Origin of the sequence: Glycomyces luteolus (assembly GCF_027622875.1) — a bacterium.
Lineage (GTDB): Bacteria > Actinomycetota > Actinomycetes > Mycobacteriales > Micromonosporaceae > Glycomyces > Glycomyces luteolus.
In genome coordinates this window covers 259,549-283,798 of sequence record NZ_JAPZVP010000006.1, presented here as the reverse complement: position 1 = coordinate 283,798, position 24,250 = coordinate 259,549, and the positions used below count along the sequence as shown (strand labels likewise).

Annotated in this window: 24 protein-coding genes; 23 read left to right on the top strand and 1 reads right to left on the bottom strand. The window is 68.6% G+C overall.

Features of this window, described 5'->3' with window-relative positions; all coding sequences use genetic code 11:
- Nucleotides 1–222: 222 nt before the first annotated feature.
- Nucleotides 223–1,593 carry a serine/threonine-protein kinase gene (locus O1R50_RS10110; RefSeq protein WP_270109888.1) on the top strand — a complete coding sequence of 457 codons (1,371 nt, stop codon included), beginning with the start codon at nt 223–225 and terminating at the stop codon, nt 1,591–1,593.
- 67 nt (nt 1,594–1,660) lie between these two features.
- On the opposite strand, the gene O1R50_RS10105 is transcribed toward O1R50_RS10110, so the two are convergent.
- Entirely contained in the window at nt 1,661–2,731 is a 1,071-nt protein-coding gene (locus O1R50_RS10105) for a PQQ-dependent sugar dehydrogenase (RefSeq protein WP_270109887.1), read from the bottom strand.
- 258 nt (nt 2,732–2,989) lie between these two features.
- Here O1R50_RS10105 and O1R50_RS10100 point away from each other — a divergent pair, with 258 nt between their 5' ends.
- The 22 genes from O1R50_RS10100 to O1R50_RS09995 all read left to right on the top strand — a co-directional run bounded on the left by O1R50_RS10100 (nt 2,990) and on the right by O1R50_RS09995 (nt 24,222).
- Nucleotides 2,990–5,182: an immunoglobulin-like domain-containing protein gene (locus O1R50_RS10100; protein ID WP_270109886.1), complete on the top strand. Its 2,193-nt coding sequence runs from the start codon at nt 2,990–2,992 to the stop codon at nt 5,180–5,182.
- 98 nt (nt 5,183–5,280) lie between these two features.
- On the top strand, nt 5,281–6,165 hold the full coding sequence (locus O1R50_RS10095) for a hypothetical protein (protein WP_270109885.1): 885 nt from the start codon (nt 5,281–5,283) through the stop codon (nt 6,163–6,165).
- A 230-nt stretch (nt 6,166–6,395) separates the two neighbouring features.
- On the top strand, nt 6,396–7,763 hold the full coding sequence (locus O1R50_RS10090) for a replication-associated recombination protein A (protein ID WP_270109884.1): 1,368 nt from the start codon (nt 6,396–6,398) through the stop codon (nt 7,761–7,763).
- On the top strand, nt 7,753–8,313 hold the full coding sequence (locus tag O1R50_RS10085; RefSeq protein ID WP_270109882.1) for a hypothetical protein: 561 nt from the start codon (nt 7,753–7,755) through the stop codon (nt 8,311–8,313). The genes O1R50_RS10090 and O1R50_RS10085 overlap by 11 nt, the downstream gene beginning before the upstream one ends.
- A gap of 205 nt (nt 8,314–8,518) precedes the next feature.
- Entirely contained in the window at nt 8,519–9,025 is a 507-nt protein-coding gene (locus O1R50_RS10080; RefSeq protein WP_270109881.1) for a DUF948 domain-containing protein, read from the top strand.
- Between the two features lie 33 nt (nt 9,026–9,058).
- Nucleotides 9,059–9,349: a hypothetical protein gene (locus tag O1R50_RS10075; RefSeq protein WP_270109879.1), complete on the top strand. Its 291-nt coding sequence runs from the start codon at nt 9,059–9,061 to the stop codon at nt 9,347–9,349.
- Between the two features lie 29 nt (nt 9,350–9,378).
- The gene (alaS, locus tag O1R50_RS10070) at nt 9,379–12,060 is read left to right on the top strand and encodes an alanine--tRNA ligase (protein ID WP_270109878.1); all 2,682 of its coding nucleotides are present in this window, start codon (nt 9,379–9,381) and stop codon (nt 12,058–12,060) included.
- A gap of 15 nt (nt 12,061–12,075) precedes the next feature.
- Complete coding sequence (ruvX, locus tag O1R50_RS10065) at nt 12,076–12,555, top strand: Holliday junction resolvase RuvX (RefSeq protein WP_270109877.1); 480 nt, start codon at nt 12,076–12,078, stop codon at nt 12,553–12,555.
- Nucleotides 12,556–12,563: 8 nt separating this feature from the next.
- Nucleotides 12,564–13,745, top strand: coding sequence for an endolytic transglycosylase MltG (gene mltG / locus O1R50_RS10060; protein ID WP_270109876.1), 1,182 nt, complete (start codon nt 12,564–12,566; stop codon nt 13,743–13,745).
- On the top strand, nt 13,736–14,560 hold the full coding sequence (locus O1R50_RS10055) for a shikimate dehydrogenase (RefSeq protein ID WP_270109875.1): 825 nt from the start codon (nt 13,736–13,738) through the stop codon (nt 14,558–14,560). Before mltG ends, O1R50_RS10055 begins: the two co-directional genes overlap by 10 nt.
- A 38-nt stretch (nt 14,561–14,598) precedes the next feature.
- A complete protein-coding gene (locus tag O1R50_RS10050) occupies nt 14,599–14,988 on the top strand; it encodes a thiol-disulfide oxidoreductase DCC family protein (protein ID WP_270109874.1) in 390 nt (129 codons plus the stop codon).
- Between the two features lie 45 nt (nt 14,989–15,033).
- Nucleotides 15,034–15,501: a hypothetical protein gene (locus O1R50_RS10045; protein ID WP_270109873.1), complete on the top strand. Its 468-nt coding sequence runs from the start codon at nt 15,034–15,036 to the stop codon at nt 15,499–15,501.
- Nucleotides 15,498–16,415 (top strand): hypothetical protein, encoded by a 918-nt coding sequence (locus O1R50_RS10040; RefSeq protein ID WP_270109872.1) that lies wholly within the window; start codon nt 15,498–15,500, stop codon nt 16,413–16,415. The genes O1R50_RS10045 and O1R50_RS10040 overlap by 4 nt, the downstream gene beginning before the upstream one ends.
- Before the next feature lie 43 nt (nt 16,416–16,458).
- The gene (locus O1R50_RS10035) at nt 16,459–16,920 is read left to right on the top strand and encodes a hypothetical protein (protein WP_270109871.1); all 462 of its coding nucleotides are present in this window, start codon (nt 16,459–16,461) and stop codon (nt 16,918–16,920) included.
- Nucleotides 16,917–17,861, top strand: coding sequence for a hypothetical protein (locus O1R50_RS10030; protein ID WP_270109868.1), 945 nt, complete (start codon nt 16,917–16,919; stop codon nt 17,859–17,861). The genes O1R50_RS10035 and O1R50_RS10030 overlap by 4 nt, the downstream gene beginning before the upstream one ends.
- Nucleotides 17,862–17,911: 50 nt before the next feature.
- A complete protein-coding gene (locus O1R50_RS10025) occupies nt 17,912–18,910 on the top strand; it encodes an ABC transporter ATP-binding protein (protein WP_270109867.1) in 999 nt (332 codons plus the stop codon).
- Nucleotides 18,911–18,965: 55 nt separating this feature from the next.
- Nucleotides 18,966–19,763, top strand: coding sequence for an ABC transporter permease (locus tag O1R50_RS10020; RefSeq protein WP_270109866.1), 798 nt, complete (start codon nt 18,966–18,968; stop codon nt 19,761–19,763).
- Complete coding sequence (locus O1R50_RS10015) at nt 19,756–20,577, top strand: ABC transporter permease (protein WP_270109865.1); 822 nt, start codon at nt 19,756–19,758, stop codon at nt 20,575–20,577. The genes O1R50_RS10020 and O1R50_RS10015 overlap by 8 nt, the downstream gene beginning before the upstream one ends.
- 1 nt (nt 20,578) lies before the next feature.
- Nucleotides 20,579–21,367, top strand: coding sequence for an ABC transporter permease (locus tag O1R50_RS10010; protein ID WP_270109863.1), 789 nt, complete (start codon nt 20,579–20,581; stop codon nt 21,365–21,367).
- Entirely contained in the window at nt 21,357–22,163 is an 807-nt protein-coding gene (locus O1R50_RS10005; RefSeq protein ID WP_270109862.1) for an ABC transporter permease, read from the top strand. The genes O1R50_RS10010 and O1R50_RS10005 overlap by 11 nt, the downstream gene beginning before the upstream one ends.
- A gap of 453 nt (nt 22,164–22,616) precedes the next feature.
- Nucleotides 22,617–23,435, top strand: coding sequence for an ABC transporter permease (locus tag O1R50_RS10000; protein ID WP_270109860.1), 819 nt, complete (start codon nt 22,617–22,619; stop codon nt 23,433–23,435).
- Between the two features lies 1 nt (nt 23,436).
- Nucleotides 23,437–24,222 carry an ABC transporter permease gene (locus O1R50_RS09995; protein ID WP_270109859.1) on the top strand — a complete coding sequence of 262 codons (786 nt, stop codon included), beginning with the start codon at nt 23,437–23,439 and terminating at the stop codon, nt 24,220–24,222.
- Nucleotides 24,223–24,250 lie beyond the last annotated feature (28 nt).

The following is a 24,250-nucleotide window of genomic DNA, read 5'->3' as shown; positions in this document are numbered from 1 at the left end:
CCGCACGCGGAAGGGGGACCCGCGGCGGTCGCCGGTTCGCCCAACGCTGTCGTCGGGGGCGGCCGGGGCCTCCGGCCCGGGCCGCCGTTCGTTCGATGCGTGCCCGGTTGCCCCTCAGCCAATTCCGACTGGCAGGAGTCCGTGAAGGCGGCCGCCGCGGACCGCTGACGGCTGCTATATGTAACATCCGGCCGATGCAGGAGTAAGAGGAGCGGGTTCGACGTGCAGAGCGGGACCTTGGTGGCGGGTCGCTATCGATTGGATGAGCGGATTGCCGCGGGCGGTATGGGGGAGGTCTGGAAGGGCACCGATACCCGGCTCGGCCGCACCGTGGCCATCAAGATCCTCCACGCTGGACTGTCGAGCAACGACAAGTTCCGCACCCGCTTCCAGCTCGAGGCCCGCGCCGTCGCGGCCCTCCAGTCGCCGGGCATCGTCGCGCTCTACGACTACGGCGAAGAGACCAACGACGACGGCGAAGTCTCCTACCTCATCATGGAACTCGTGCGCGGCCGCTCGCTCGCCGAGATCCTCCGCGACCGCGGCACCCTGCCCCCCGCCGAGGTCATGAGCATCGTCGCAGCCGCCGCCGACGCCCTCGAGACCGCGCACCGCCACGACATCATCCACCGCGACGTCAAGCCCGCCAACCTCCTCGTCGACGAGGAGACCGGGGCTGCCAAGATCGTCGACTTCGGCATCTCCGCCGCTCGCGGCGCCTCCGGCCTCACCGAGACCGGCACCGTCATGGGAACGCTCGCTTACGCCTCTCCCGAGCAGCTCAACGGCGCCGAGCTCACCGGGGCCAGCGACCTCTACTCGCTCGGCATCGTCGCTTACGAAGCGCTCATGGGCCGCCCGCCGTTCGTCTCCGACACGCCCGTCGCGGTCATGAACGGCCACATGACCCAGGCCCCACCGCCGCTCTCCCGCGAGATCCCCGCCGGGGTCGCCCAAGTCGTCCTCCAGGCGCTCCAGAAGGACCCGCGCGCCCGCTACACCTCGGCCGCCGAGATGGCCCGCTCCGCCCGCGAAGGCCGCGTCGTCACCGGCGGCATCCCCGTCGCGCCGACGACCCCGCCCGACGGCCAGCAGGCCCAGTACTTCGGCTCGGACCAGACCGCCCTCCTCGGCGCCGGCCTCGCCGGAGGCGGCAACACCGCCGAGCAGCCCACCGGCGCGATGGCGCAGGAAGAGGAGAAGCGCAGCGCCGCACCGTGGATCATCACTGCGTCCGTGGTCGTGATCCTGGCCCTCATCGGCCTGCTCATCTGGCTCGACGACCGAAACGGCACACCTGGCCAGATCAAGACTCCTGAGCCGTCCACGTCATCCGTTCAGACTTCCGAGTCGCCCTCGCCTACCGAGGAGGAGTCGACCGAGGACGATGACGACGATTCGAACTGGGAACCGTCCACCGAGGAGGAGACCTCCGAGACGCCCAGCGAGACGCCCTCGACGCCGGATACGGAGACTTCATCGCCGGATTCTGAGACCTCCTCTCCGGACACCGAGACGAGTCAGCCCGATGATGAAACCACACCGCCGGACAACACGGGCTCTCCGACTACGGAAGCGAGCGACAACCCGTAGCTTCGGAATGATTCTGTAAGGGGCGCAACCGATCCCCGCGCACCGCGCGGGGGTCGGTTCAGTTCGATCAATCGCCGATCGGCCGGTACCGCACCACCTTGTCCTGGCCGCCGCCGTTCGACGTGGTCACCCACAGCCAGCCGTCCGGGCCCAGTTCGACCGTGCGGATGCGGCCGAGTTCGCCTTCCAGGACCGCGACCGGTTCGCCCGCCTCGCCGCCGCTCACCGGCACCGTCCACAAGCGCTGGCCTCGCAGTGCTCCGATGTACATGGTGTCGCCGACGACCTCGCCCCCCGAAGGTGAGGCCTCGGCGGTGGTCCAGGTGACCAGCGGGTCGACGTACTCAGGATCGCCGCCGGTGCCTTCGACCTCGGGCCAGCCGTAGTTCGCCCCGGGTTCGATGCGGTTGAGCTCGTCCCAGGTATTCTGACCGAACTCGGTCGCGTACATCTCGCCGTCCGGGCCCCACGAGAGGCCCTGCACGTTCCGGTGCCCGTAGGTGTAGACCATCGAGCCTTCGATCGGGTTGTCCTCGGGCACCGACCCGTCCGCGTTGGCGCGCAGGATCTTTCCGCCGAGGCTCTCGAGGTCCTGCGCGTTCGCCGTGTCGTTCGCGTCGCCGGTGGTGATGTAGAGCTTGCCGTCCGGACCGAAGGCCAGCCGCCCGCCGTTGTGGTTGAGCGCGGAGGGGATCCCGGTGACCACCGGCTCCGGATCGAAGGTGTCGAGGTGGAAGCGCACGACCCGGTTGTCCTCCTCGGTCGAGATGTACGCGTAGACCCATCCGTCGGTCGCGAACGTGGGCGAGACCGCCAGGCCCAGGAGTCCGCGCTCGTCGAACTGGCTGGTGCCGCCCACGACCTCGAGGTTCCCGAGGACCACCGGGTCGGCGTCGGTGCCGATGCGCAGCACGTCGCCGGAGTTGCGTTCGGCCACGATCCCCGATCCGTCGGGGAGGAATCCGAGCCCCCACGGGATGGCGAGTCCGGTGGCGACGGTGTCGCCGGTGTTGAAGTCGAAGGCGGGGTCCTGGAGGGGTTCGATCTCGGGGCCCTCCTGGGCTGATGCCGTGGCGGTGCCGACGGCCAGGGCCAGTCCCGCGACCGCCGCGCCGATGGCGGGGAGTCTGCGTCGCATGGATGCTCCTTGTCTCTCTTGGTGCCGGGTAAGAAAGCGAAGAAATGATGATATAGAGGTATATCAATCTAATTGCCATCGTAAGCGCGAATGGGGACGGATGTCCAGACGGCCGGAATCGCCGAAATTGATCGAGAATCGTGACGTTGGCATGTTCACTTATGTCGATGGTTGGAATAAGCTGGGCCCAACCCCTCACGGTTACCGATCACGCAGATTCCCACCTGCATGATCGTTCGAGCGAAGATTGGTTGGACAGTGACGTCTCAACGATTCATCGGCGCCCTCGTTGCCATTGCGGCAGTGGCGCTTCCGGCCTCGGCGGCGGTAGCCGCCCCAGCCGACGGTCCGCTCCTCTGGTACCAGTTCGACGAGACGACCGGCAGCGTCGTCGCCGACGCGTCCGGGAACGGCCGCGACGGCACCCTCGTCGGCGGCGGCACCTGGAACGAGGGCCTCCACCTCGACGGCGTCGACGACTACGTCGAGCTGCCCGACGACCTCCTCGCGGGCCTCGACGCGGTCACGGTGACCGCCGAGGTCTACATCGAGCCCGACCAGGCCAGCCCGTACTTCATCTACGGCCTCGGCAACTCCAGCGGCTCCTGGGGGAACGGCTACCTCTTCACCACCGGCAACGGCTACCGGACCTCGATCTCCACCTGCCACTGGACCTGCGAGCAGAACGCCTCGACCGGCCAGAACCTCGCCCGGGGCACGTGGAACCACCTCGCCTACACCCTCGAAGGCGGCACCGCCGTCCTCTACCTCAACGGCCAGGAAGTGGCCCGCAACGAGGCCGTCACCATCACTCCCGGCGACATCGGCGCGGGCGCGACCACCGCGAACTACCTCGGCCGCTCCCTCTACAGCGGCGACCGGTTCTTCAAGGGCGCTTTCTCGGACTTCCGGATCTACGACGGCGCGGTCTCCGGCGCCGAGATCGGCGAGCAGGCCGCCCACATCAGCGCCGAGAAGGCAGCCGAGGACGCCGCCGCGATCGACCTCGGCGACACGACGGCCGTCACCGGCGACCTCGACCTGCCGACCCGGGGCGCGAACGGCTCCCAGATCACTTGGGCATCTAGCGATCCCGGTGTGATCGGCACCGACGGCACGGTCACCCGCCCGGCGATGGACGCCGACGACGCGACGGTCACCCTCACGGCAACCGTTATCCTCGGTTCTGTGCAAGAGCAACGCGACTTCACGGCGACCGTGCTCGCCGAATACGACGACCAGGAGGCCGTCGCCCTCGACGCCGCCGCCATCGCGATCCCGAACCTCGACGACGTGCGCTCGGCGATCGACCTGCCGACCGAGGGCGACAACGGCTCCGCGATCGAATGGAAGTCCGACAACCGGGCGGTCATCTCCAACGACGGCCTGGTGCACCGCGCCGAGCCGGGCGGCGAGACCTACACCGTCAAGCTCAAGGCCATCGTCGAGCGCGGCGACGTGAAGCAGAAGCTCACGTTCACCGCCACCGTGCCGCCGCTCCCGGCCGAGGCCGACTACACCGGCTACTTCTTCACCTACTTCACCGGCGAGGGCACGCCCACCGGCGAGCAGGTCTACGGGGCGCTCAGCGACGGCAACGACCCGCTCAGCTTCACCGAACTGAACGACGCCCAGCCGATCCTCACCTCCGACCAGGGCGAGCAGGGCGTGCGCGACCCGTTCCTCATCCGCTCGCCCGAAGGCGACCGGTTCTTCCTCATCGCCACCGACCTCAAGATCAACGGCAACGGCGACTGGAACCGGGCGCAGCGCCACGGCAGCCTCTCGATCATGGTCTGGGAATCCGACGACCTGGTGAACTGGAGCGAAGGCCGCCTCGTCGAGGTCTCGCCCGAGAACGCCGGCGCCACTTGGGCACCCGAGGCCTACTGGGACGCCGAGCAGAACGCCTACGTCGTCTACTGGGCGTCCCCGCTGTTCACCACCGAGGACCACTCCGAGGGCTTCTACCACCGGATGATGTACGCGACGACCCGCGACTTCGTCAACTTCTCCGAAGCCCAGGTGTGGGTCGACCAGGGCTACTCGACGATCGACTCGACCATGATCGAGTCGGACGGCGTGTACTACCGCTTCACCAAGGACGAGCGCTCGAACTCCGCCTCGACCCCGTGCGGCAAGTTCATCCTCGCCGAGACCGCCACTTCCCTTGCGGCCGATGCCGAATGGCAGTTCCTCGCCGATTGCGTCGGCTCGGGCGCCATCAGCGCCGGCGAAGGGCCGCTGGTCTTCAAGTCCAACACGGAAGACAAGTGGTACCTGTTCATCGACGAGTTCGGCGGCCGCGGCTACGTGCCGTTCGAGACCACCGACCTCGCCTCCGGCGAATGGACGCCGGTCGCCGACTACGACCTGCCGTCGAGTCCGCGCCACGGAACGGTGCTGCCGATCACTGCCGCCGAGTACGAACGGCTGCAAACGGCCTGGTAACGATTCGGTCATCGGGAGGGCCGCCGCACCTTGGGTGTAGCGGCCCTCCCTTATGCTCTGAAACGGAACTCAGATCACCCCGAAACCCAGGAGCACCCATGTCCTCCCGCACTGCCACCCGCCTGATCGGCGCGCTCGCCGTCCCCGCACTCGGCCTCGGCCTGGCCGCCTGCGGCGCCGAAGAGAAGCCCGCCGAAGACGCGACCACCGCCGCTGAGGAGGGCGCGGCCGCCGCGCTCAGCCCCGGCGAAGCCGTCCTCGCCTCCGTCGAGAACCTGAACGGCTCCTCGTACAAGATGGAGTCCACCATGACCGTCGACGGCGTCGACTTCATGGCCATGACCGGCATGTACGAGGGCGAGAACTCCCAGGCCAGCGCCGACATCTTCATGGGCGCCATGATGGAGGCCTCGGGCGAGACGATGACCGCTGAGGAAGAGGCCATGATGGGCGGCCTGCTCGGCGACATGCACACCGAGACCGTCGTCTTCGACAAGGTCATGTACATGCAGATGACCGGCGGCATGTTCGACGCCATGGCCGAGAGCTACGGCGAGGACGCCTGGTTCACCATGGACCTCACCTCGGACGAGGAGATGGCCCAGGTCTACGCGCAGTACGGCGGCATGGACCTCGCGCAGCAGACCGAACTCATGCTCTCCGAGCTGGAGAACGTCGAGGAGACCGGCGACAACACCTTCACCGGCACCCTCAGCGCCGACTCCGAGGCCATGTCGGCCTTGTCCGGTTCGATGGGCGGCGCGGACGCGGCCGCCGCGATCGACGGCACCGAGGTCACCGTGACCCTCGACGATGACGGCCTGCTCAAGTCGATGACCATGGAGATGCCCGAGATCGAGGGCATGACCATGGCGATGACCAGCGAGATCGTCGAGATCGGCGGGACCTACGACATCAAGGCCCCCGAGTCGACGAACCTGCACGACTTCGAGGAGCTCACCGCCGGCCTCGGCGGCATGTAATCCCGCGACGAGCAGGGCCGCCGCACCGAAACCGGTGCGGCGGCCCTTCGCCTGTTCGGCGACCGGCTCGGCCTCTTTCGAGGGGGGCCTGCCGGTCGTTCCAGGCGATGGCGAGGCCGCGGGCGGCTTCGCCGCGATCATCCAGAGGGCCGGCGCGAAGCGGACCGCGTCGAGTGGTTCGGCCGCAGATCTGCGGAATGCTCATGCAGATGGCTTACGCTCATGGGGATATGGACGCTCCAGGTTTGTTCGACAACACCCCGCCGCCCGAGCCGCAGGGCTCGGGGATCCTCGGCACCGGCTCCGCCTCGGGCGACGAGCCGCTCGCGGTGCGGATGCGCCCGCGTGCGCTCGACGAGCTCGTGGGCCAGGACCACCTCCTCGGGGCCGGTTCGCCGCTGCGCCAGGTCGTGGAGGGCCGCCAGCCGCTGTCGGTGATCCTGTGGGGCCCGCCCGGCTCCGGCAAGACCACCATCGCGCACCTCGTCGCCCAGTCGGGGGACCGGCGCTTCCGCGCCATGTCCGCGCTGAACTCCGGCGTGAAGGACGTGCGCGCCGCGATCGACGAGGCCCGCCGCATCCGCCGCACCGGCGGCCCGCAGACCATCCTCTTCATCGACGAGGTGCACCGCTTCACCAAGACCCAGCAGGACTCCCTGCTCGGCGCCGTCGAGGACCGCACCATCACGCTCCTGGCCGCCACCACCGAGAACCCCTACTTCTCCGTGGTCGCCCCGCTCGTGAGCCGCTGCGTGCTCCTCACCCTCCGCGAGCTCGACGCCGCCGACATCGGCGAGCTCGTCGACCGCGCCGTCGCGGACGAACGCGGCCTGAACGGTGCGGTCACCCTCGAGAAGGAGGCCCGCGACCACCTCGTGCGCACGGCCGCCGGTGACGCGCGGAAGGCGTTGACCGCCTTGGAAGCCGCCGCGCTCACCGCCGGGAACGAACCCGAGATCACCGTCGCAGTCGTCGAGGCCGCCATCGACACCGCCGCGGTCCGCTACGACCGCGACGGCGACGGCCACTACGACGTCGCCAGCGCCTTCATCAAGAGCCTGCGCGGCTCCGACGTCGACGCCGCGATGCACTACCTCGCGCGGATGCTCGTGGCGGGGGAGGACCCGCGGTTCATCGCCCGCCGCCTGGTCGTCTTCGCCTCCGAGGACGTCGGCATGGCCGACCCGACCGCGCTGCTGGCCGCCACGGCCGCGTCGACGGCGGTCGAGCGGATCGGCCTGCCCGAGGCCCGCATCAACCTCGCCCAGGCGGTCGCGCACCTCGCCACGGCCCCGAAGTCGAACGCGGTCATCACCGCGATCGACGAGGCGATGCGCGATGTGCGCCAAGGGAAGATCGGCCCGATCCCGGCCGATCTCCGCGACGCCCATTACAAGGGCGCCGGCGACCTCGGCCACGGCAAGGCGTACGTCTACCCGCACGCCGATCCGCGCGGCGTGGTCCCGCAGCGGTACGCGCCCGACGTGGTGGCCGGGCGCGACTACTACCGGCCGACCCGCCACGGCCGCGAGGCCGAGATCGGCGAGCGCCTCGAGAAGCTGCGCCGGATCGTGCGCAGGCCGGCCGATGGCGACTGATCCGCCGCGCCGCGCCGAGAGCGCCTCGAACCGCATCGCCGCGGACCTGGAGCGCTCCGCGGCGAGGATCGCGCGGCTGCGCATGACGGTGGCGGTGATCGCGGTCTTCGCGGTGCTCCTGGTAGCGGCCGTCCTGTGGCTGGGCCGGGCCTTCACGGTGGACCCGACGCGCCGGGCCGTCGACGAGTTGGCGGTGCCGGGCTGGGCCGCGGTGAGCGTGCACGACGAGACCTACGGCAGCCGCTGGTGCCTGGGGGAGTGCCGGGTCCGGATGCGCACCTGGACTTCTGAAGGCACAGTGGACGATACGGCGAACGAGTACTGGCAGGCGGTTCTGAACGCGGGATGGATTCCGGTCGACCCGGAGCAGTGCGTGGGCGGCTCCGGCGAGGAGGGCTGCTATGTGCGCGACGAGCTCTACCTCGAGCTGTGGGTCGTCCCCGTCGACTGCGGCGACCGCTACGAGCTGTGCGTCGGCTCCGAGGTCACGGCCGTGGTCGCCGCGCAGGCGGCGCTGCCGCGCCTCGCGGAGGAGCGCATGTCGACCTAGGCGGCTACTTGCTTGTGGACTGACCGCCCCGTTGCGCCGGATGTCCGGTCCCGCAAGGTAAGGTCGACACCGCGCCGCTCACTCGCGAGAGCCCGGCTTCACCGACGGCACCGCACGGCTGGCGCGTTCGGGCCCGAGAGGGCCGAGACCACACACTGCATCGCCGGTTCACAGCACCGGCGGTATCGCGACACAGGGGGAAACCGTGCCTGAGGAGACCGTGGCGGCAGGATGGACCGGGAGCGTCTGGGAGCTGGGGGTCCTGCTCGCAGGCCTCGGCTTCTTCCTCCTGTGCGTGATGCTCGCCTTCCGCCTCATCAGCAAGGCCACCGCGACCCTCAACCGCGTCAACAAGACGCTCGACAAGGTCGACCACGAGATCGGCCCGATCCTGCGGAACGTGAACACGACCCTCGACAACGTCAACGGCTCCCTCACCCAGGTCGAGGGCGAGCTGGAGAAGGTCGGCACGATCACCGGGAACGCCGCGCACATCTCCTCGAACGTCGCCAACATCACGAGCCTGGTCGTCTCGGCCGTCGGCTCGCCGCTGGTGAAGGCCGCCGCGTTCGGGTTCGGTCTGCGCACCGCCGTCAAGAAGCGCAACCAGGACGTGGACGAGCAGCAGGTGCGCCGCATGGTCGAGGCCTCGCGCCAGACCAGGCGCCAGGCGAAGCGGGCCGCGAAGGCCCGCCGGAAGTCCGGCGAGTAGACCGCACGCGATTAAACGGCTTGAGGAGTACCCGTGTTGAAACGGATGATCTGGGTAGGCATCGGCATCGCGGTCGGCGTGATCGTGGTCCGCAAGGTCACGAAGGCGGCGGAGTCGGTCACTCCCGGCGGGGTCGCCGAGCGTGTGGGCGACGCCGGTGCTGAAATGAGGGCATCGTTCAAATCGTTCTGGGCGGACGTCTCTGAGGCCAAGCAGGCCAAAGAGGCCGAGCTGTTCGACGCGATCGAGCGCGGCGAGGACATCACGCCGCTCCTCACCGAAGACGAAGAAGAGGACGACCCGGCCCGCGGCCGGTCGTTCTAGCAGTTTCGAGCCCTTGAAGGAGGTGCCCCATGGAGACCGCTGAAATCCAACGCCGGTTTCTGAAGTTCTTCGAGTCCAACGGCCATACGGTGGTCCCCAGCGCACCGCTGCCCGCCTTCGAGGACCCGAACCTGCTGTTCGTGCCCGCGGGCATGGTCCCGTTCGTGCCCTACTTCCTGGGCCAGGCGACCCCTGAGTGGAACCGCGCCACATCGGTGCAGAAGTGCATCCGCACGCCCGACATCGACGAGGTCGGCAAGACCTCGCGCCACGGCACGTTCTTCCAGATGAACGGCAACTTCTCCTTCGGGGACTACTTCAAGGAGCAGGCGATCCGCTTCGCCTGGGACCTCACCACCGGCTCAGTCGAGTCCGGCGGCCTCGGCCTCGACGGCGACAGGATCTGGGCCACGGTCTACCTCGACGACGACGAGGCGATCGACATCTGGCACAAGCAGATCGGGCTGCCGCTCGACCGCATCGTGCGCCGCGGCCAGGCCGACAACATGTGGTCGATGGGCATCCCCGGCCCGTGCGGCCCCTGCTCCGAGCTGTACTACGACCGCGGCCCCGACTACGGGCCCGAAGGCGGTCCGGAGGTCGACGAGGACCGCTACCTCGAGTTCTGGAACCTCGTGTTCATGCAGAACCTCCGCGGCGGCGGCCCCGCCAAGGAGGGCTACGAGGTCACCGGCGACCTGCCGAAGAAGAACATCGACACCGGCATGGGCATGGAGCGCATGGCCGCGCTCCTCCAGGGCGTCGACAACATGTACGAGACCGACCAGGTCCGGCCGATCATCGACAAGGCCTCGGAACTGACCGGCAAGCGCTACGGCGTCTCGACCTCGCACACCGCCTCCGAGTCCCACCCGGACGACATCCGCTTCCGGGTGATCGGCGACCACGTGCGCTCCTCGCTGATGCTCATCGGCGACGGCGTCGCGCCCTCCAACGAGGGCCGCGGCTACGTGCTGCGCCGCCTCATGCGCCGCGCGATCCGCGCCGTGCGCCTGCTCGGCTACGACAAGCCCGCGATGCCCGAGCTGCTGCCGGTCGCCATGGAGCGCATGTCCGCCGCGTACCCGGAGCTCCGCACCGATTTCGAGCGGATCTCCTCCTACGCGTACGGCGAGGAAGAGGCCTTCCTCAAGACCCTCAAGCACGGCACGACGATCCTCGACACCGCCGTGTCCGAGACCAAGTCCGAGGGCGGCAAGACCCTCTCCGGATCCAAGGCGTTCGAGCTGCACGACACCTACGGCTTCCCGATCGACCTGACCCTCGAGATGGCCGAGGAGCAGGGCCTCTCGGTCGACCAGGAGGGCTTCCGCAAGCTCATGACCGAGCAGCGCCAGCGCGCGAAGGCGGACGCGGCGGCCCGCAAGACCGGCCACGCGGACCTGTCCGCGTACTGGCAGCTCCTCCAGGAGCAGGGCCCCACCGACTGGAAGGCCTACGAGACCCTCGACACCGAGTCGCGCGTCATCGGCGTCCTCAAGGACGGCCAGCCGATCCCGCTCGCGAAGGCCGGGGACATCGTCGAGGTCGTGCTCGACCGGACCCCGTTCTACGCCGAGTCCGGCGGCCAGCACGCCGACGCCGGCAAGCTCGTCGGCCCGAGCCTGTTCGCCGAGGTCCTCGACGTGCAGCGCCCGGTCAAGAAGCTCGTGGTCCACAAGGTCCGCGTCCTCGAAGGCGAGCTCGTCCTGGACGACAAGATCGAGGCCTCGGTCGACCCCGAATGGCGTCTCGGTGCGCGCCAAGCGCACTCGGGCACGCACGTGGTCCACGCGGCCCTGCGCGAGGTGCTCGGCCCGACCGCGCTCCAGTCCGGTTCGTTCAACCGCCCCGGCTACCTCCGCCTCGACTTCTCGTGGCGCTCGAAGCTCTCGGACGAGACGAAGAGCGAGATCGAAGAGGTCTCCAACCGGGCCGTCCGCGACGACCTGCCGGTCGCCGTCCAGTACATGACGCTCCCGGAGGCCAAGGACTTCGGCGCGGTCGCGCTGTTCGGCGAGACCTACGACGAGACCGTGCGCGTCGTCGAGATCGGCGGCCCCTGGTCGCGCGAGCTCTGCGGTGGCACGCACGTGTCCCGCTCGGCCCAGATCGGCCCGCTCGTCCTCACGGCCGAGTCCTCGGTCGGCTCCGGCCAGCGCCGCGTCGAGGCCGCCACCGGCATGGAGGCGTACAAGTACCTGGCGCGCGAGCGCGACCTGGTCACCCAGATCGCCGAGGAGATCGGCGCGCAGCGGGGCGACGTGCTCGAACGCGTGCGCGCGATCCTGCAGCGCACCAAGGACGCCGAGCGCGAGCTGGCGAACCTCCAGGCGAAGGCCGTCTCCGGCCGCGCCGCCGAGTTCGCCGCGAACGCGAAGCAGGTCGGGGCCGTCAAGGTCGCGGCCGTGCAGGCGCCCGAGGGCACCAAGGGCGGCGACGTCCGCAACCTCGCCATGCAGATCCGCGGGCACCTGCCCGAGGACCAGCCCGGGGTCGCCGCGGTCGTCGCGACCGCCGGAGGCAAGGCCAGCATCGTCGTCGCGGCCAACAAGGCCGCGCAGGCGCAGCACGTCTCGGCTCAGGCGCTCGTGAAGGCCGCGCTCTCCGGCAAGGGCGGCGGCAACGACGAGGTCGCCCAAGGCGGCGGCGTCCCCGCCGACCAGGCCGAGCAGCTGCTCGCGGCCGTCACCGGCGCGATCCTCGCCTAGGTTTTCCGGGCGCAGATGAACGACACAGCGAACGGCCCCGCACCCGTGCAATGGGTGCGGGGCCGCCGCCTCGGCATCGATCTGGGCAAAGCGCGCATCGGGGTCGCCGTGTGCGACCCGGACGGACTCCTCGCCACTCCAGTCGCGACAGTTCGTCGCGACCTCAAAACCGCTGGTGAGGACATTCCAAGCGATATCCGGGAAATCGCCGAAACGGCCCGCGAGTACGAGGTTGTCGAAATCATCGTTGGCCTACCCGTTACTCTTTCGGGTGAGGAGGGGCCGGCAGCCGCTCACACCCGAGCCTGGGTGCAGCGATTCGCCGACCACGTCTCACCCGTTCCGGTGACCCTGACCGATGAGCGCATGACCACCGCCGTCGCGACACGCAGACTCAATGAAGGCGGCGTGCGCGGCAGACGGAAGCGCTCCATAGTCGATCAGGCGGCGGCGGTGGAGATCCTCCAGCATTGGTTGGACCAGCGGCGGAGGTAGAGAACAGGATGCTCGGCGATTTCCGGACCGAGGACGAGCGGGCGGACGCTCCAAGGAGCCACCGCCGCAAGGACTCCGGCAAGTCCCTGATCGCCATGACCCTGGTCGTGGCCTTGTTCGCCGCCATCGGCTTCGGCGGCTGGTGGGCGTACAACAACGTCATCAAGGACTACTTCGTCGCCGAGGACTACTCCGGCGAGGGCAACGGCACCGAGGTCACCATCACCGTCGAGGAGGGCTGGACGGTCTCCGACATCGCCAACCACCTCGAAGAGGAAGGCGTCGTGGCCTCCGCGAAGGCGTTCCTCAACGCCTCCGAGGACAACGGCGACTCCGGTCAGAGCATCCAGCCCGGCGTCTACCTCCTGCAGGAGGAGATGTCCGGCGCGGCCGCGCTCGACCACCTGACCAAGCCCGAGAACCGGGTCGTCAACGGCTTCACCGTCGTCGAGGGCAAGACCTCCTTCGAGATCTACGCCGAGCTCTCCGAGAAGTACGGCATCCCGGTCGAGGAGTTCGAGACCGCCGCGAAGGACCCGGTGGCGCTGGGCGTCCCCGAGTTCTGGTTCGAGAACTTCGAGTCCGACCAGGTCGTCTCCATCGAGGGCTTCCTCTTCCCCTCCACGTACGAGTTCGACGAGGGCGCGACCGCGACCGACATGCTCAAGGCGATGGTCGCCAAGTTCAACTCGGTGATCGAGGAGATCGATTTCGTGGCCGACGCCGAAGCGCTCGGCCGGGAACCGTGGCAGGCCCTCCAAGTCGCCTCCATCGTCCAGGCCGAATCGGGCCACCCGGACGACGACGCCAAGATCGCCGCGGTCATGTACAACCGCCTCTACGCCGACGGCGCGGTCGACGAACTCGGCTGCAACTGCCTCGGCAGCGAGGCCATCTGGAACTACGGCCGCGAGTTCGAGGGCCTGGAGCCGATCCCGTCCTCGGACATGACCGGTGACGAGATGTGGGACGAGGACAACCGCTGGGCCGCAAGCGTCAACGTGGGCTATTACCCGACCCCGATCTCCAGCCCCAGCCAGGCCGCCCTCGAAGGCGCCGTCAACCCGACCGACGACACGTACCTGTACTTCGTCACCGCCTACCCCGACGGCAAGGCCTACTTCTCGAACACACTCGAGGAGCACAACGCCGAGGGCATCCCGCTCGCCGAAGAGAACGGATGGCTGTGAGAGCCGCAGTACTGGGCAAGCCCATCGAGCACTCGCTGTCCCCGGTCATCCACAACGCCGGGTACCTCGCGGCGGGCCTGCACGACTGGACCTACACGCGCCACGAATGCGATGAGCCCGCGCTCGCCCGCTTCGTCGACTCGCTCGACGAGAACTGGGCCGGCCTCTCGCTCACCATGCCGCTCAAGGAGATCGCCCTCACCGTCGCCGACGAGGCCACACCCGTCGCCGAGGCGATCGGCGCGGCCAACACCCTCGTGCTGCGCGGCGGGCGCCGCCTCGCCGACAACACCGACGCGCCCGGAATGGTGGACGCGCTGGCCGAGATCGGCCTGACCGCCGCCGAAGAGGTCGCCGTGCTCGGCGCCGGCGGCTCGGCCCGCGCCGCGCTCGCCGCCGCCCAGCAGCTCGGTGCGGGAGCCGTCCAGGTCTACGCCCGCCGCCGCGAGGCGATCATGGAGCTCGAACCGGTCGCCTCCGCGCTCGGGCTGCGGCTCGATGCCCGCAGCTGGGAGGAGGCCGTCCACGTCGGCGACGCCGACCTGGTGATCGCCACCGTCCCGAAGGGCGTCACGGACACCCTGCACCCGAAGTGGAAGCCCGGCTCGGTCCTGTTCGACATCCTCTACGACCCCTGGCCGACTCCGCTCGCCGCCGAGGCCGAGCGCCAGGGCGCGCGGGTCCTCGACGGGCTCGCGCTGCTGCTCGCGCAGGCCGTGCGCCAGTGGACCCAGTTCACCGGCGTGGACGAGGCCCCGGTCACGGCGATGCGCGAGGCGCTCTACGGAGCGGTACCGTCGAGAAAGCCCTCATGAACCGTTTTCCCCTTACCGAACGCTGAATCGAGACCGGCATGGACCACACCTTCCTCTACGACGGAGACTGCGCGTTCTGCACCAAGGCCGCCCAGTTCATGGAGCGGCGCATCCGCACCACCGCCGAGATCATCCCCTGGCAGTGGGCCGACCTCGACGGCCTCGGCGTGACCCGGGCCGAAGCCGAGGAAGCGGTCATGTGGATCGAGTCGAACTTCCGGGAGTCCGGGCCGGACGCGATCGCCGTGGCCCTGCGACGGGCCCAGTGGTACTGGAAGCCCTTCGGCTGGGTCCTCTCGTTGGGGTTCGTCTCGAAGCTCGCCTGGCCGGTCTACCGGCTCATCGCCCGCAACCGCCACCGGCTCCCCGGCGGCACCGCCGCGTGCTCGCTGCCGCAGGCCGAACGGGACCGCCTCCAAGGCAACTGACGTTCCGTCTCAAGCAGATTTCGCCGGATATGGCATACTCGCCCCGTGCCGAGAGTCGTTGACGAGCCGCCGCTGACGCGCCGAGGGAAGCTCGCGCGGATCGCGGCGACCCTCGCGATGACCCTCGCGCTCATGGCGACCTCCCTGTGGGGCACCGACGACTTCTTCCCGTTCGCGCCGTTCAAGATGTACTCGCACGCGCACGACCCCGACGGCTGGGCGAACAGCACGAGCCTCATCCTCACCGACGCGACCGGCCGCAGCTTCCCCGTCGGCGACAACGACACCGGCTTCCGGCGGGCCGAGCTCGAAGGGCAGCTGAGCCGCTTCCGGGAGGACCCCGGGCTCCTGGCGCTCATCGCCGAGGCCTATGAGGACGCCCACCCGGGCAGCCCCGAGATCGTCGCTGCCGAAGTGCGCATCGTGCACTACGAGCTCAAGGACGGCGAACGCACCGGCGCCGAGCGGACCGAGATCGCCGCCGCCTGGACCGAAGGGCCCGATGCGCCGTGACCCGCTACGTGAACGGCTTCTTCTTCACGCCCGTGGCCCTCGGCCGCGTCGCCGCGATGCGCTTCCTCGCCGGGCTCTTCGTCTGGATCGAATGGTGGGCCTACAAACCGTTCATCATCCAGCACCGCTTCCTGCCCGAAGACCTCTACCAGCCGCTCTTCATCGGACGCCTCCTGCCGATCCCCGCCCCGAACTACTGGATCGTCACCGGCACCCTCGTGGTGATGCTCGCGGCCGCGCTGCCGGTCATGTTCGGCTACCGCCCGCGCCTGTTCGGGTGGATCCTCTTCATCGCCTACTTCGAGTGGATGCTCATCTACAACTCGTACGGCAAGGTCGACCACGCGAGCTTCGGCTTCATGGCGCTCCTGCTCGTGCTCTGCATGATGCCTGCAGCCCGCTGGGGGGACCGCGAGCACGTCTCCGAGCGCGTCGGATGGGGCTTCAACCTCGTGCAGATCGCCGTGGTGTGCACGTACTTCCTCTCGACCTGGTCCAAGTTCCGCTACGGCGGCTTCGACTGGGCCAACTCCGGGGTCTTCACCTGGGCGATCATCCGGCGCGGCACGGTCTTCTCGGAATGGCTGCTCGACTTCCCGCAGCTCCTCACGGCCGCCCAGTGGGGCATGATCGCGTTCGAGCTGCTCACCCCGCTCGTGCTGTTCGTCTACCCCTGGAAGCGGCTCCAGTACTCGATTATCGCGTTCTTCTACGTCTTCCACGTGGGGATCTTCGCCGCGCTCACGATCAGCTTCCTCCCGCACCTGTTCGCCATGGCCTGCTTCCTGCCGCTCGAGCGGATCGACCCGAAGGACCTCGTCCGCCGCGCCCGCGCGAGACGCCAAGGCCGCGAGGCGGATCCGCAGCCGCGCGATCGCGACGAACCGGACCCCGAACTCACCGCGGCGGGCTGACTCGGGGGCGTCCCCTGTGGCACACCCGTGCCATACTCTTGCCGTGGATACCCAGTACGCGAAGGTCCGGCCGCTCGGGCGGGCCCTGCGGGTCACGATCACCATGGTCGTGCTCGCCCTCGTCACCGCCACCACCTTCTGGGGCGGCGACGACTTCTTCCCCTTCGCGCCCTTCAAGATGTACTCGTCCTCCATGGAACTCGACGGCTGGGCCGGATCGACCCGCGTCGAGGTCGTCAACGAAGAGGGCGAGCGCTTCAGCCTCACCGAGGCCGCCACCGGCTTCCGCCGCGCCGAACTCGAAGGGCAGAAGAGCCGGTTCATCGAGGACCCCACCCTGCTCGAGTACATCGCCCAGGCGTACGAGAACACCAACCCGGACAAGCCCGAGATCGTCACGGTCGAGATCATCGAACGCCGCTACCGGCTCGAGGACGGCCACCAGACCGGCGAGGTCACCGAAGTCGTCGAGGCCACCTACACCCGTGAAGGAGCCGACGCGTGACCCCGTTGACCACGAGGGCCGCCGGCTGGTTCTTCCAGCCCGTCGCGCTCGGCCGCGTCGCCGCGATGCGCTTCCTCGCCGGAGCGTTCATCTGGGTCGACTGGTGGTGGTACATGCCGTGGATCCTCGGCCACCGCCACGTCCCCGGCGAGCTCTACCAGCCGCTGTTCATCGGCAGAGTACTGCCGATTCCCGTCCCGAACTACTGGATCGTCGTCGGCACTCTCGTCGTGCTCCTCGCGGCCGCGATCCCCATGATGTTCAACCGGGCCCCGCGCCTCTTCGGGTGGATCGTCGCGGTCGCCTACCTCGAATGGATGATCATCGCGATGTCCTACGGGAAGGTCGACCACGGCAAATTCGGCTTCCTCATCCTCTTGTTCCTCCTGCCCACCATGCCGAAAGCCCGCTGGGGAGACCGCAGGAACCTCTCCGAGCACGTCGGCTGGGGCTTCAACCTCGTCCAGATCGGCGTGGTCTGCACGTACTTCTTCGCGGCCTGGGCCAAGATCCGCTACGGCGGCTGGGAATGGGTCAACTCCGCGACCATGACCTGGGCGATCCTGCGGCGCGGCACCGAGTTCTCGACCTGGCTCCTCGACTACCCGTGGCTGCTGCGCCTCTCCCAATGGGGGATGGTCGGCTTCGAACTGCTCAGCCCCGTCGTCATGTTCGCGGCCGCCAAACGCCTCAGATACGGCATCGTCGCGTTCTTCTACCTCTTCCATCTCACGGTCTTCCTCGCCGTCGAGATCAGCTTCCTGCCCCATATGGTCGCCATGGCCTGCTTCCTCCCGCTGGAACGCATCCGCCCGCGTGAGCTGATTCGCAATGCGCCGGGGCTCCCCGGCCGCATCCGCCGCAAGCTCAAGGCCCGCAAGGCGATACCAGCGCAGACGACGCCCGACACAACCGCCAGGGAGCCCGAACCGGCGTCCTGACCCGCGGAAAACGAGTGGCCCGCTCCCACCGAACTTCCTACGGTGGGAGCATGCCGATTCTCGAATCCCAGTCCCTCACCAAGACCTTCCGCAGGCCTGACAAGGCCTCGGGGTTCAAGGGCGCCGTCAAACACCTGGCCCAGCGCAAATACAAGAACTACACCGCCGTCGACGGGATCGACCTCTCGATCGACGCGGGCGAGTCGGTGGCCTATGTGGGGCCCAACGGCGCCGGCAAATCCACCACCGTCAAGCTCCTCACCGGCATCCTGCGGCCCTCCGAAGGCACCGTTCGGGTGATGGGCCGCGACCCGCACACCGAGCGCATCGCCAACGCCCACGACATCGGCGTCCTCTTCGGCCAGCGCACCCAGCTCTGGTGGGACCTGCCCGTCGAGGAGTCCCTGAAGCTCCTCAAGCACATGTACGGCGTCTCCGACGCCGACTACAAGCGCCGCATCGAGCGCTTCGACGAGCTGCTCGACCTGAACGAGTTCATGCCCGCCCTCGCCCGCACCCTCTCCCTCGGCCAGCGGATGCGCGCCGACCTCGCGTGCGCGCTCATCCACGACCCCAAGATGGTCTACCTCGACGAGCCCACGATCGGCCTCGACATCTCCGTGAAGGACCGCCTCCGCGCGTTCCTGCGCGAACTCGTCAACGACGGCACCACGCTCCTGCTCACCAGCCACGACCTCGCCGACATCGAAGAGGTGTGCGAGCGGATCGTCGTGATCGACAAGGGCGCCATCGCCTACGACGGCTCCATCGAGCGCCTCAAGGCCCACTACATCACCACCAAGGCCGTGAACCTCTACCTCGAAGGCGCCGCGGACGTGCCGGCGCTGGCCGAGAAGTTCCCCGACTACGAGTGGACCGCAGGCGAGGCGCCCTCCGAGGTCACCGTGACCTACGAGTCGAACCGCTTCACCACCGCCGAGGTCCTCGGCTCGCTCACCGCCCAGCTCTCCCCGCGGGACCTGTCGCTGTCCGAGCCGTCCATCGAGGACGTCATCCGCCGCCTGTACGCCGGGGAGCTCACGAAGTGACCCGCACTCCCCGCCCCGCCCGACCGCTCGACGCACCGAACCGGAGCAGACGAAGATGACCCACGCCTTCGCAGTCGACCGCGCGCTCGTGGTCATTGCGTTCAAACGGCGACTCGCCTACAAGTCCGGCTGGATCTTCGGCCTCGCGCTCGGCGGCGGCTCGATGCTCATCTCGATGGCCATGTGGCAGAACCTGCTCGGTGGCGGCTCGCTCAACGGCTACGACTGGTCCTCCATGCGCGCGTACACGATCATCGGATTCGTCGCCGCCACCATGGTCTTCGGCGCCGCCGACTTCCAGATCGCCGACCGCATCCTCGACGGCCACATCGCCGTCGACATGACCAAGCCCGTCGACTTCCAGCGGGCCCGGGCCGCCGAATACGTCGGCTCGATGATCTCCACCGCCCCGACCGCCGCGCTCGGCGTCCTCGGGGCCTGGCTCCTGTTCGACCCGCCCGGACCGGTCACGCCGATGGCGGGCCTGCTCACCGCCCTGTGCTTCGTCCTCCTGTTCCCCCTGGCCTTCGGCATCACCTACCTCTCGGTCCTGGTGTGCTTCTGGACCAAGCGGTACATGGGGATCATGTGGCTGCGCGAGGCCCTGCTCAGCTTCTTCTCCGGACTCATGATCCCGCTCGCGTTCATGCCGGGCTGGCTCCAGGCCGCGGCCTGGGCCCTGCCGTTCCCGCACTTCACGACCACCCCGGCCGCGATCTACCTGGGCCGGGTCGACACCGCGGGCGCCCTCGGCCTCATCGCCGCCGAGGCCGCCTGGGTCGTCGGCCTCTGGTACGCGGGTCGGCTCGTCTTCCGCTTCGCGGTCAGGAAAGTGACGGTGCACGGTGGCTGACGCCTTGTCCATCAAACGGTCCGTGCCCGTCCGGCACGCCTCCGGCATCTACTGGCGCGCCCTGGCGGCGCACATCCGCTCCGTCATCGAATACCCGGCCGACCTCTGGATCATGGCCTCGGCAGGGGCGGTGTGGAACGTCCTGCAGTTCGCGTTCCTCGCAGTGCTGTTCGCCAACATCCCGAACATCGAAGGCTGGGGCTTCCACGAGATGCTCATGCTCTCGGGCCTCCTCAGCGTCGCCGGCGGCGCGAACGCGCTGTGCTTCGACGGCGCCTGGAACACCGGCAGCATGGTCATCAAGGGCGACATCGACTACCGGATCACCCGGCCCGCCCCGGTGATCCTCCAGGTCGGGTCGTCCCACATCGGACTCCAGTCGTTCGGCGAGCTGGCACTCGGCTTCGCGATGCTGGTCTACGGCTGGATCGGCGCCGGAGTCGGCATGGCGTGGATCCCGGTCGGCGCTCTGGCGATCGTCAGCGCTGCCCTCATCCAGACGGCGCTCGTGACCGCGCTCTGCGCCGTGAACTTCTGGATCAAGAGCCCGATGTCGATCTTCGCGTTCCTCCTCATCCAACTCCAGGGAGGCGCGATGAAGCTGCCGCTCGGCGTCTTCCCCGCAGCAGTCAGGATCGTCTCGCTCTTCATCGTGCCGGTCGCGTTCATCAACGTCGTCCCCGTCGCGGTCCTCACCGGACACATGAACGCCTGGTGGCTGGTCGGCACACCGGTCGCGGCGGTCGCAGCGGTCGCGCTGGCCGCCGGCGTGTACCGGCTCGGCCTGCGCGCCTACGACTCGGCGGGACACTGACATGGCGAGCATCGACATCGCGCTCGCGACCATCGCGTTCAAGCGCAAGATCGCGTACAAGACGACCTGGCTCTTCTCGGTCCTGTTCGGCGGCTGGGCGCTCCTGGCGGGCCTCGCCGTTTGGAACCACCTCATCGGCGACGGCGAGATCGGCGGCTACGACTGGGAGGCCATGAAGGCGTACCTGGTCATCGGCTTCCTCACGACGACGCTCGCGTGGGCGGGCGCGGAATGGGACATGGCCAACCGGATCCTCGACGGCCTCGTGGCGATCGACCTGACCAAACCGGTGGACTTCCAGCGGGCGAGGGCCGCCGAGTACATCGGCGGCATGACGGCGTCCGTCCCGGCGGCGATCCTCGGCACCGTGATCGCGGTCCTGGTCTTCCGGCCGGCGGGTCCGGCGTCGCCGCTCGCGGCCGCGCTGACCGTGTTCAGTCTGCTGTTCATCTTCCCGCTGGCGTTCGGCATCAGCTATCTGGCGATCCTGTGCTGCTTCGTGACACAGCGGTTCCTCGGCATCCAGTGGGCCAAGGACAGCTTGGTGGCGTTCTTCTCGGGGATGATGATCCCGATCGCGCTCATGCCCGGCTGGCTCCAGGGCCTCGCCTGGGCGATGCCTTTCGTCCACTTCACCACCACTCCGGCCTCGATCTACCTGGGCCGCGTCGACACTGCGGGCGCACTCGGCCTCATTGCGGTCGAAGCGGCCTGGGCCGTCGGACTGCTGGTGATAGCCCGGCTCATCTGGCGCCAGCTCGTCAAGAAAGTGACCGTCCATGGCGGCTAACCCGCATTCCGCCCTCCACGCCGGGGGCGTCTACCGCCGCTCGATCGGCGCCTACCTCCGCTCCATAGCGGAGTATCCGGCCGACTTCTGGGTCATGGCCCTCTCCGGAACGTCATGGCAGATCATGCTGTTCTCGTTCCTGAGCATCCTGTTCTCGAACGTCAAGGCCATCGCCGGGTGGGACTACCACCAGATGCTGGTGCTCGCCGGGTTCCTCGCCGTCTCATGGGGCTCCACCGCACTGTTCTGGGACGGCATCTGGGACACCGGCAAACTCATCATCGACGGCGACATGGACTACCGGATCACCCGGCCCGCGCCGGTCCTTGTCCAGGTGGGGTCCAAGCATGTCGGCATGCAGGTCTTCGGTGATGTGACCGTGGGCCTGGTGATGATCGCCGTCGGATGGATCGGCGCGGGCATCAGCACCGCCGCGATTCCCTTGGCGCTCTTCCTGCTGCTGTGCGCGGCGGTCATCCAGGCCTCGCTGCTCACGATCGCGAACGCCGTGAACTTCTGGGTCAAGGGCCGCACCCCGGTGGCCGCGTTCATGCTCGCCGAGCTCCAGAACGAGGCGATGCGGTTCCCGCTCACGATCTTCCCGGCGGCGGTCCGCATCATCTTCACCTTCGGCCTGCCCCTGGCGTTCGCCAGCTTCATCCCGGTCCAGATCCTCACCGGCAAACTCGACCCGTGGTGGCTCCTCGCCCCTCCCGTGGCCGCGGCCGCCACGGCCTTCCTCGCCGTCCTCGCGTTCCGGGCAGGCCTGAAAGCCTACGACTCCGCCGGCCACTGAACCGAACGCTTGACCATGGTCAGGAAGGCGAGGCGACATTGATGCCGTTGAGGCTCGCGACTTCGAGGAGCCGCTTGTCGTAGACCAGCATCCAGTCGATCGCCTTGCGGAACTCCATTACGGACGCGAGATGGATTGCGTCGAGTGATCGCAGGAGCGGCAAAACCTGTCCTCGCGCAGTTCGTCGAGGATTTCCTGGCTTGAAGCGGCGCCAGGGGAGGGGGGATGCTCTTGATGTCCCGCGGATTGCCGGGATCTTCGGGGCCGATGAGGCGGCCTGACCGAATCAGCGCCGCTATCCGGTCTGTACCGGGGGCGGCGTGTGCGACGCCCCGGACGAGATCGACAAGGTTCGCGCCCCGATCCGGTCGCTGAAATTGGCTTTGACTCGGCAACCCCTTGCGGTGCAAGCTGGTCTCCCGCCTCCCCCTTGACCCCTGGATGCTGATGCCCTTGACCGCAATCCCCGTCCGAGCGCGCCCCGGCGCGTTCTCCGTCGATCTCGCGCTGGCCACCGTCGCGCTGAAGCGGCGCCTCGCCTACCGCCTGAACTGGATCTTCAGCGTCGTGCTCGGCGGCGGCGAACTCCTCGTCTCCCTCACACTGTGGGGCACCATCCTCGCCGAACAGGGATCGGTCGCCGGCTACGACTGGGACGCCATGCGCACCTATTACGTCATCGGCTTCGTCACCGGCACCTTCGTCTTCAGCGGCTCCGACACCGCCCAGCGCATCCTCGACGGCAGCGTCGCGATCGACCTGCTCAAGCCCGTCGACTTCCAGCGGGCCCGCGCCGCCGAGTTCTACGGCGGCCTCGCCGGGTCACTCCCGACCATGGCCGTCGGGCTCACCATCGCCCTGATCTTCTTCACGCCGCTGCCGCCGGCCTCCGTCGCCGCGGGCCTGCTCACCCTCGTCAGCATCGCCCTGATCGCCCCGATCGCGTTCAGCGTCGTGTACCTGTCCACCATGCTGTGCTTCTGGACCCGCAGCTACCACGGGATCATGTGGGCCAGGCAGACCGTCGTCGCGTTCTTCTCGGGCGCGATGGTGCCCTTGGCCATCATGCCGGGACCGCTGCAGGTCCTCGCCTGGTGCCTGCCGTTCGTCCACTTCACGACCACCCCGTCCCAGATCTACCTGGGCCGGGTCGACACCCTCGGCGCGCTCGGGCTCATTGCGGCCCAGCTCGCGTGGGCGGTCGCACTCTGGTTCCTCGGGCGCTGGCTGTGGAGCCGCGCGGTCCGGGCCGTCACCATCCACGGAGGCTGACATGCGTCATACCGCGTCCGTATACGCGCGCCTGATCGCGGCGCAGTTCCGGTCCATCACCGAGTACCCGGCCGACTTCTGGACGATGATCTCGGTCGCGCTGGTCCAGCAGGCGGCCCAGCTCGCCTTCATCGCGGTGATCTTCGCGCAGATCACCACCCTCGGCGGCTGGGGCTTCCCGGAGATGCTCCTGCTCATCGGCTTCATGGTCCTGACCGATTCGGTGACCGAAGTCGGCTGGGACGGCATGTGGCGGGTCGGCCGCATGATCGTCGACGGCGGCCTCGACTACGCGGTCGTCCGGCCGGTCCCGGTGATGATGCAGATCGGCGCCAGCGCCATCGGCATGCAGTCGGCCGCGAACCTGACCACCGGCGCGGCGATGATCGCCATCGGCTGGGGCGGCGCGGGCATCGCGCTGTCGATGATCCCCGCGGCGCTCCTGCTCTTCCTCTGCGCCGTCGTGGTGCAGCTGACGATCATCACGACGATGAACTGCGCGAACTTCTGGCTCAAGGGCCCGAGCCCGATCTTCGCCTGGCTGACCGCCCAGACCCAGGAGACCGCGACGCGCTTTCCCCTGACGATCTACCCCAGAGCGGTCCGCGCCCTGCTCACCTGGGCCGTTCCGCTCGCCTTCGTCAACTACATCCCGGTCCGGATCCTCACCGGGGACCTCCCCGCCTGGTGGCTGGCGATCCCGCCGGGGGTCGCACTGGTCCTCTTCGCGGTCGCCGCCCTGGTGGCCAAGGCGGGACTGCGCCGCTACGAATCCTCAGGCCACTGACGTGTCGCGGCTCACGCGGAAAAACCAG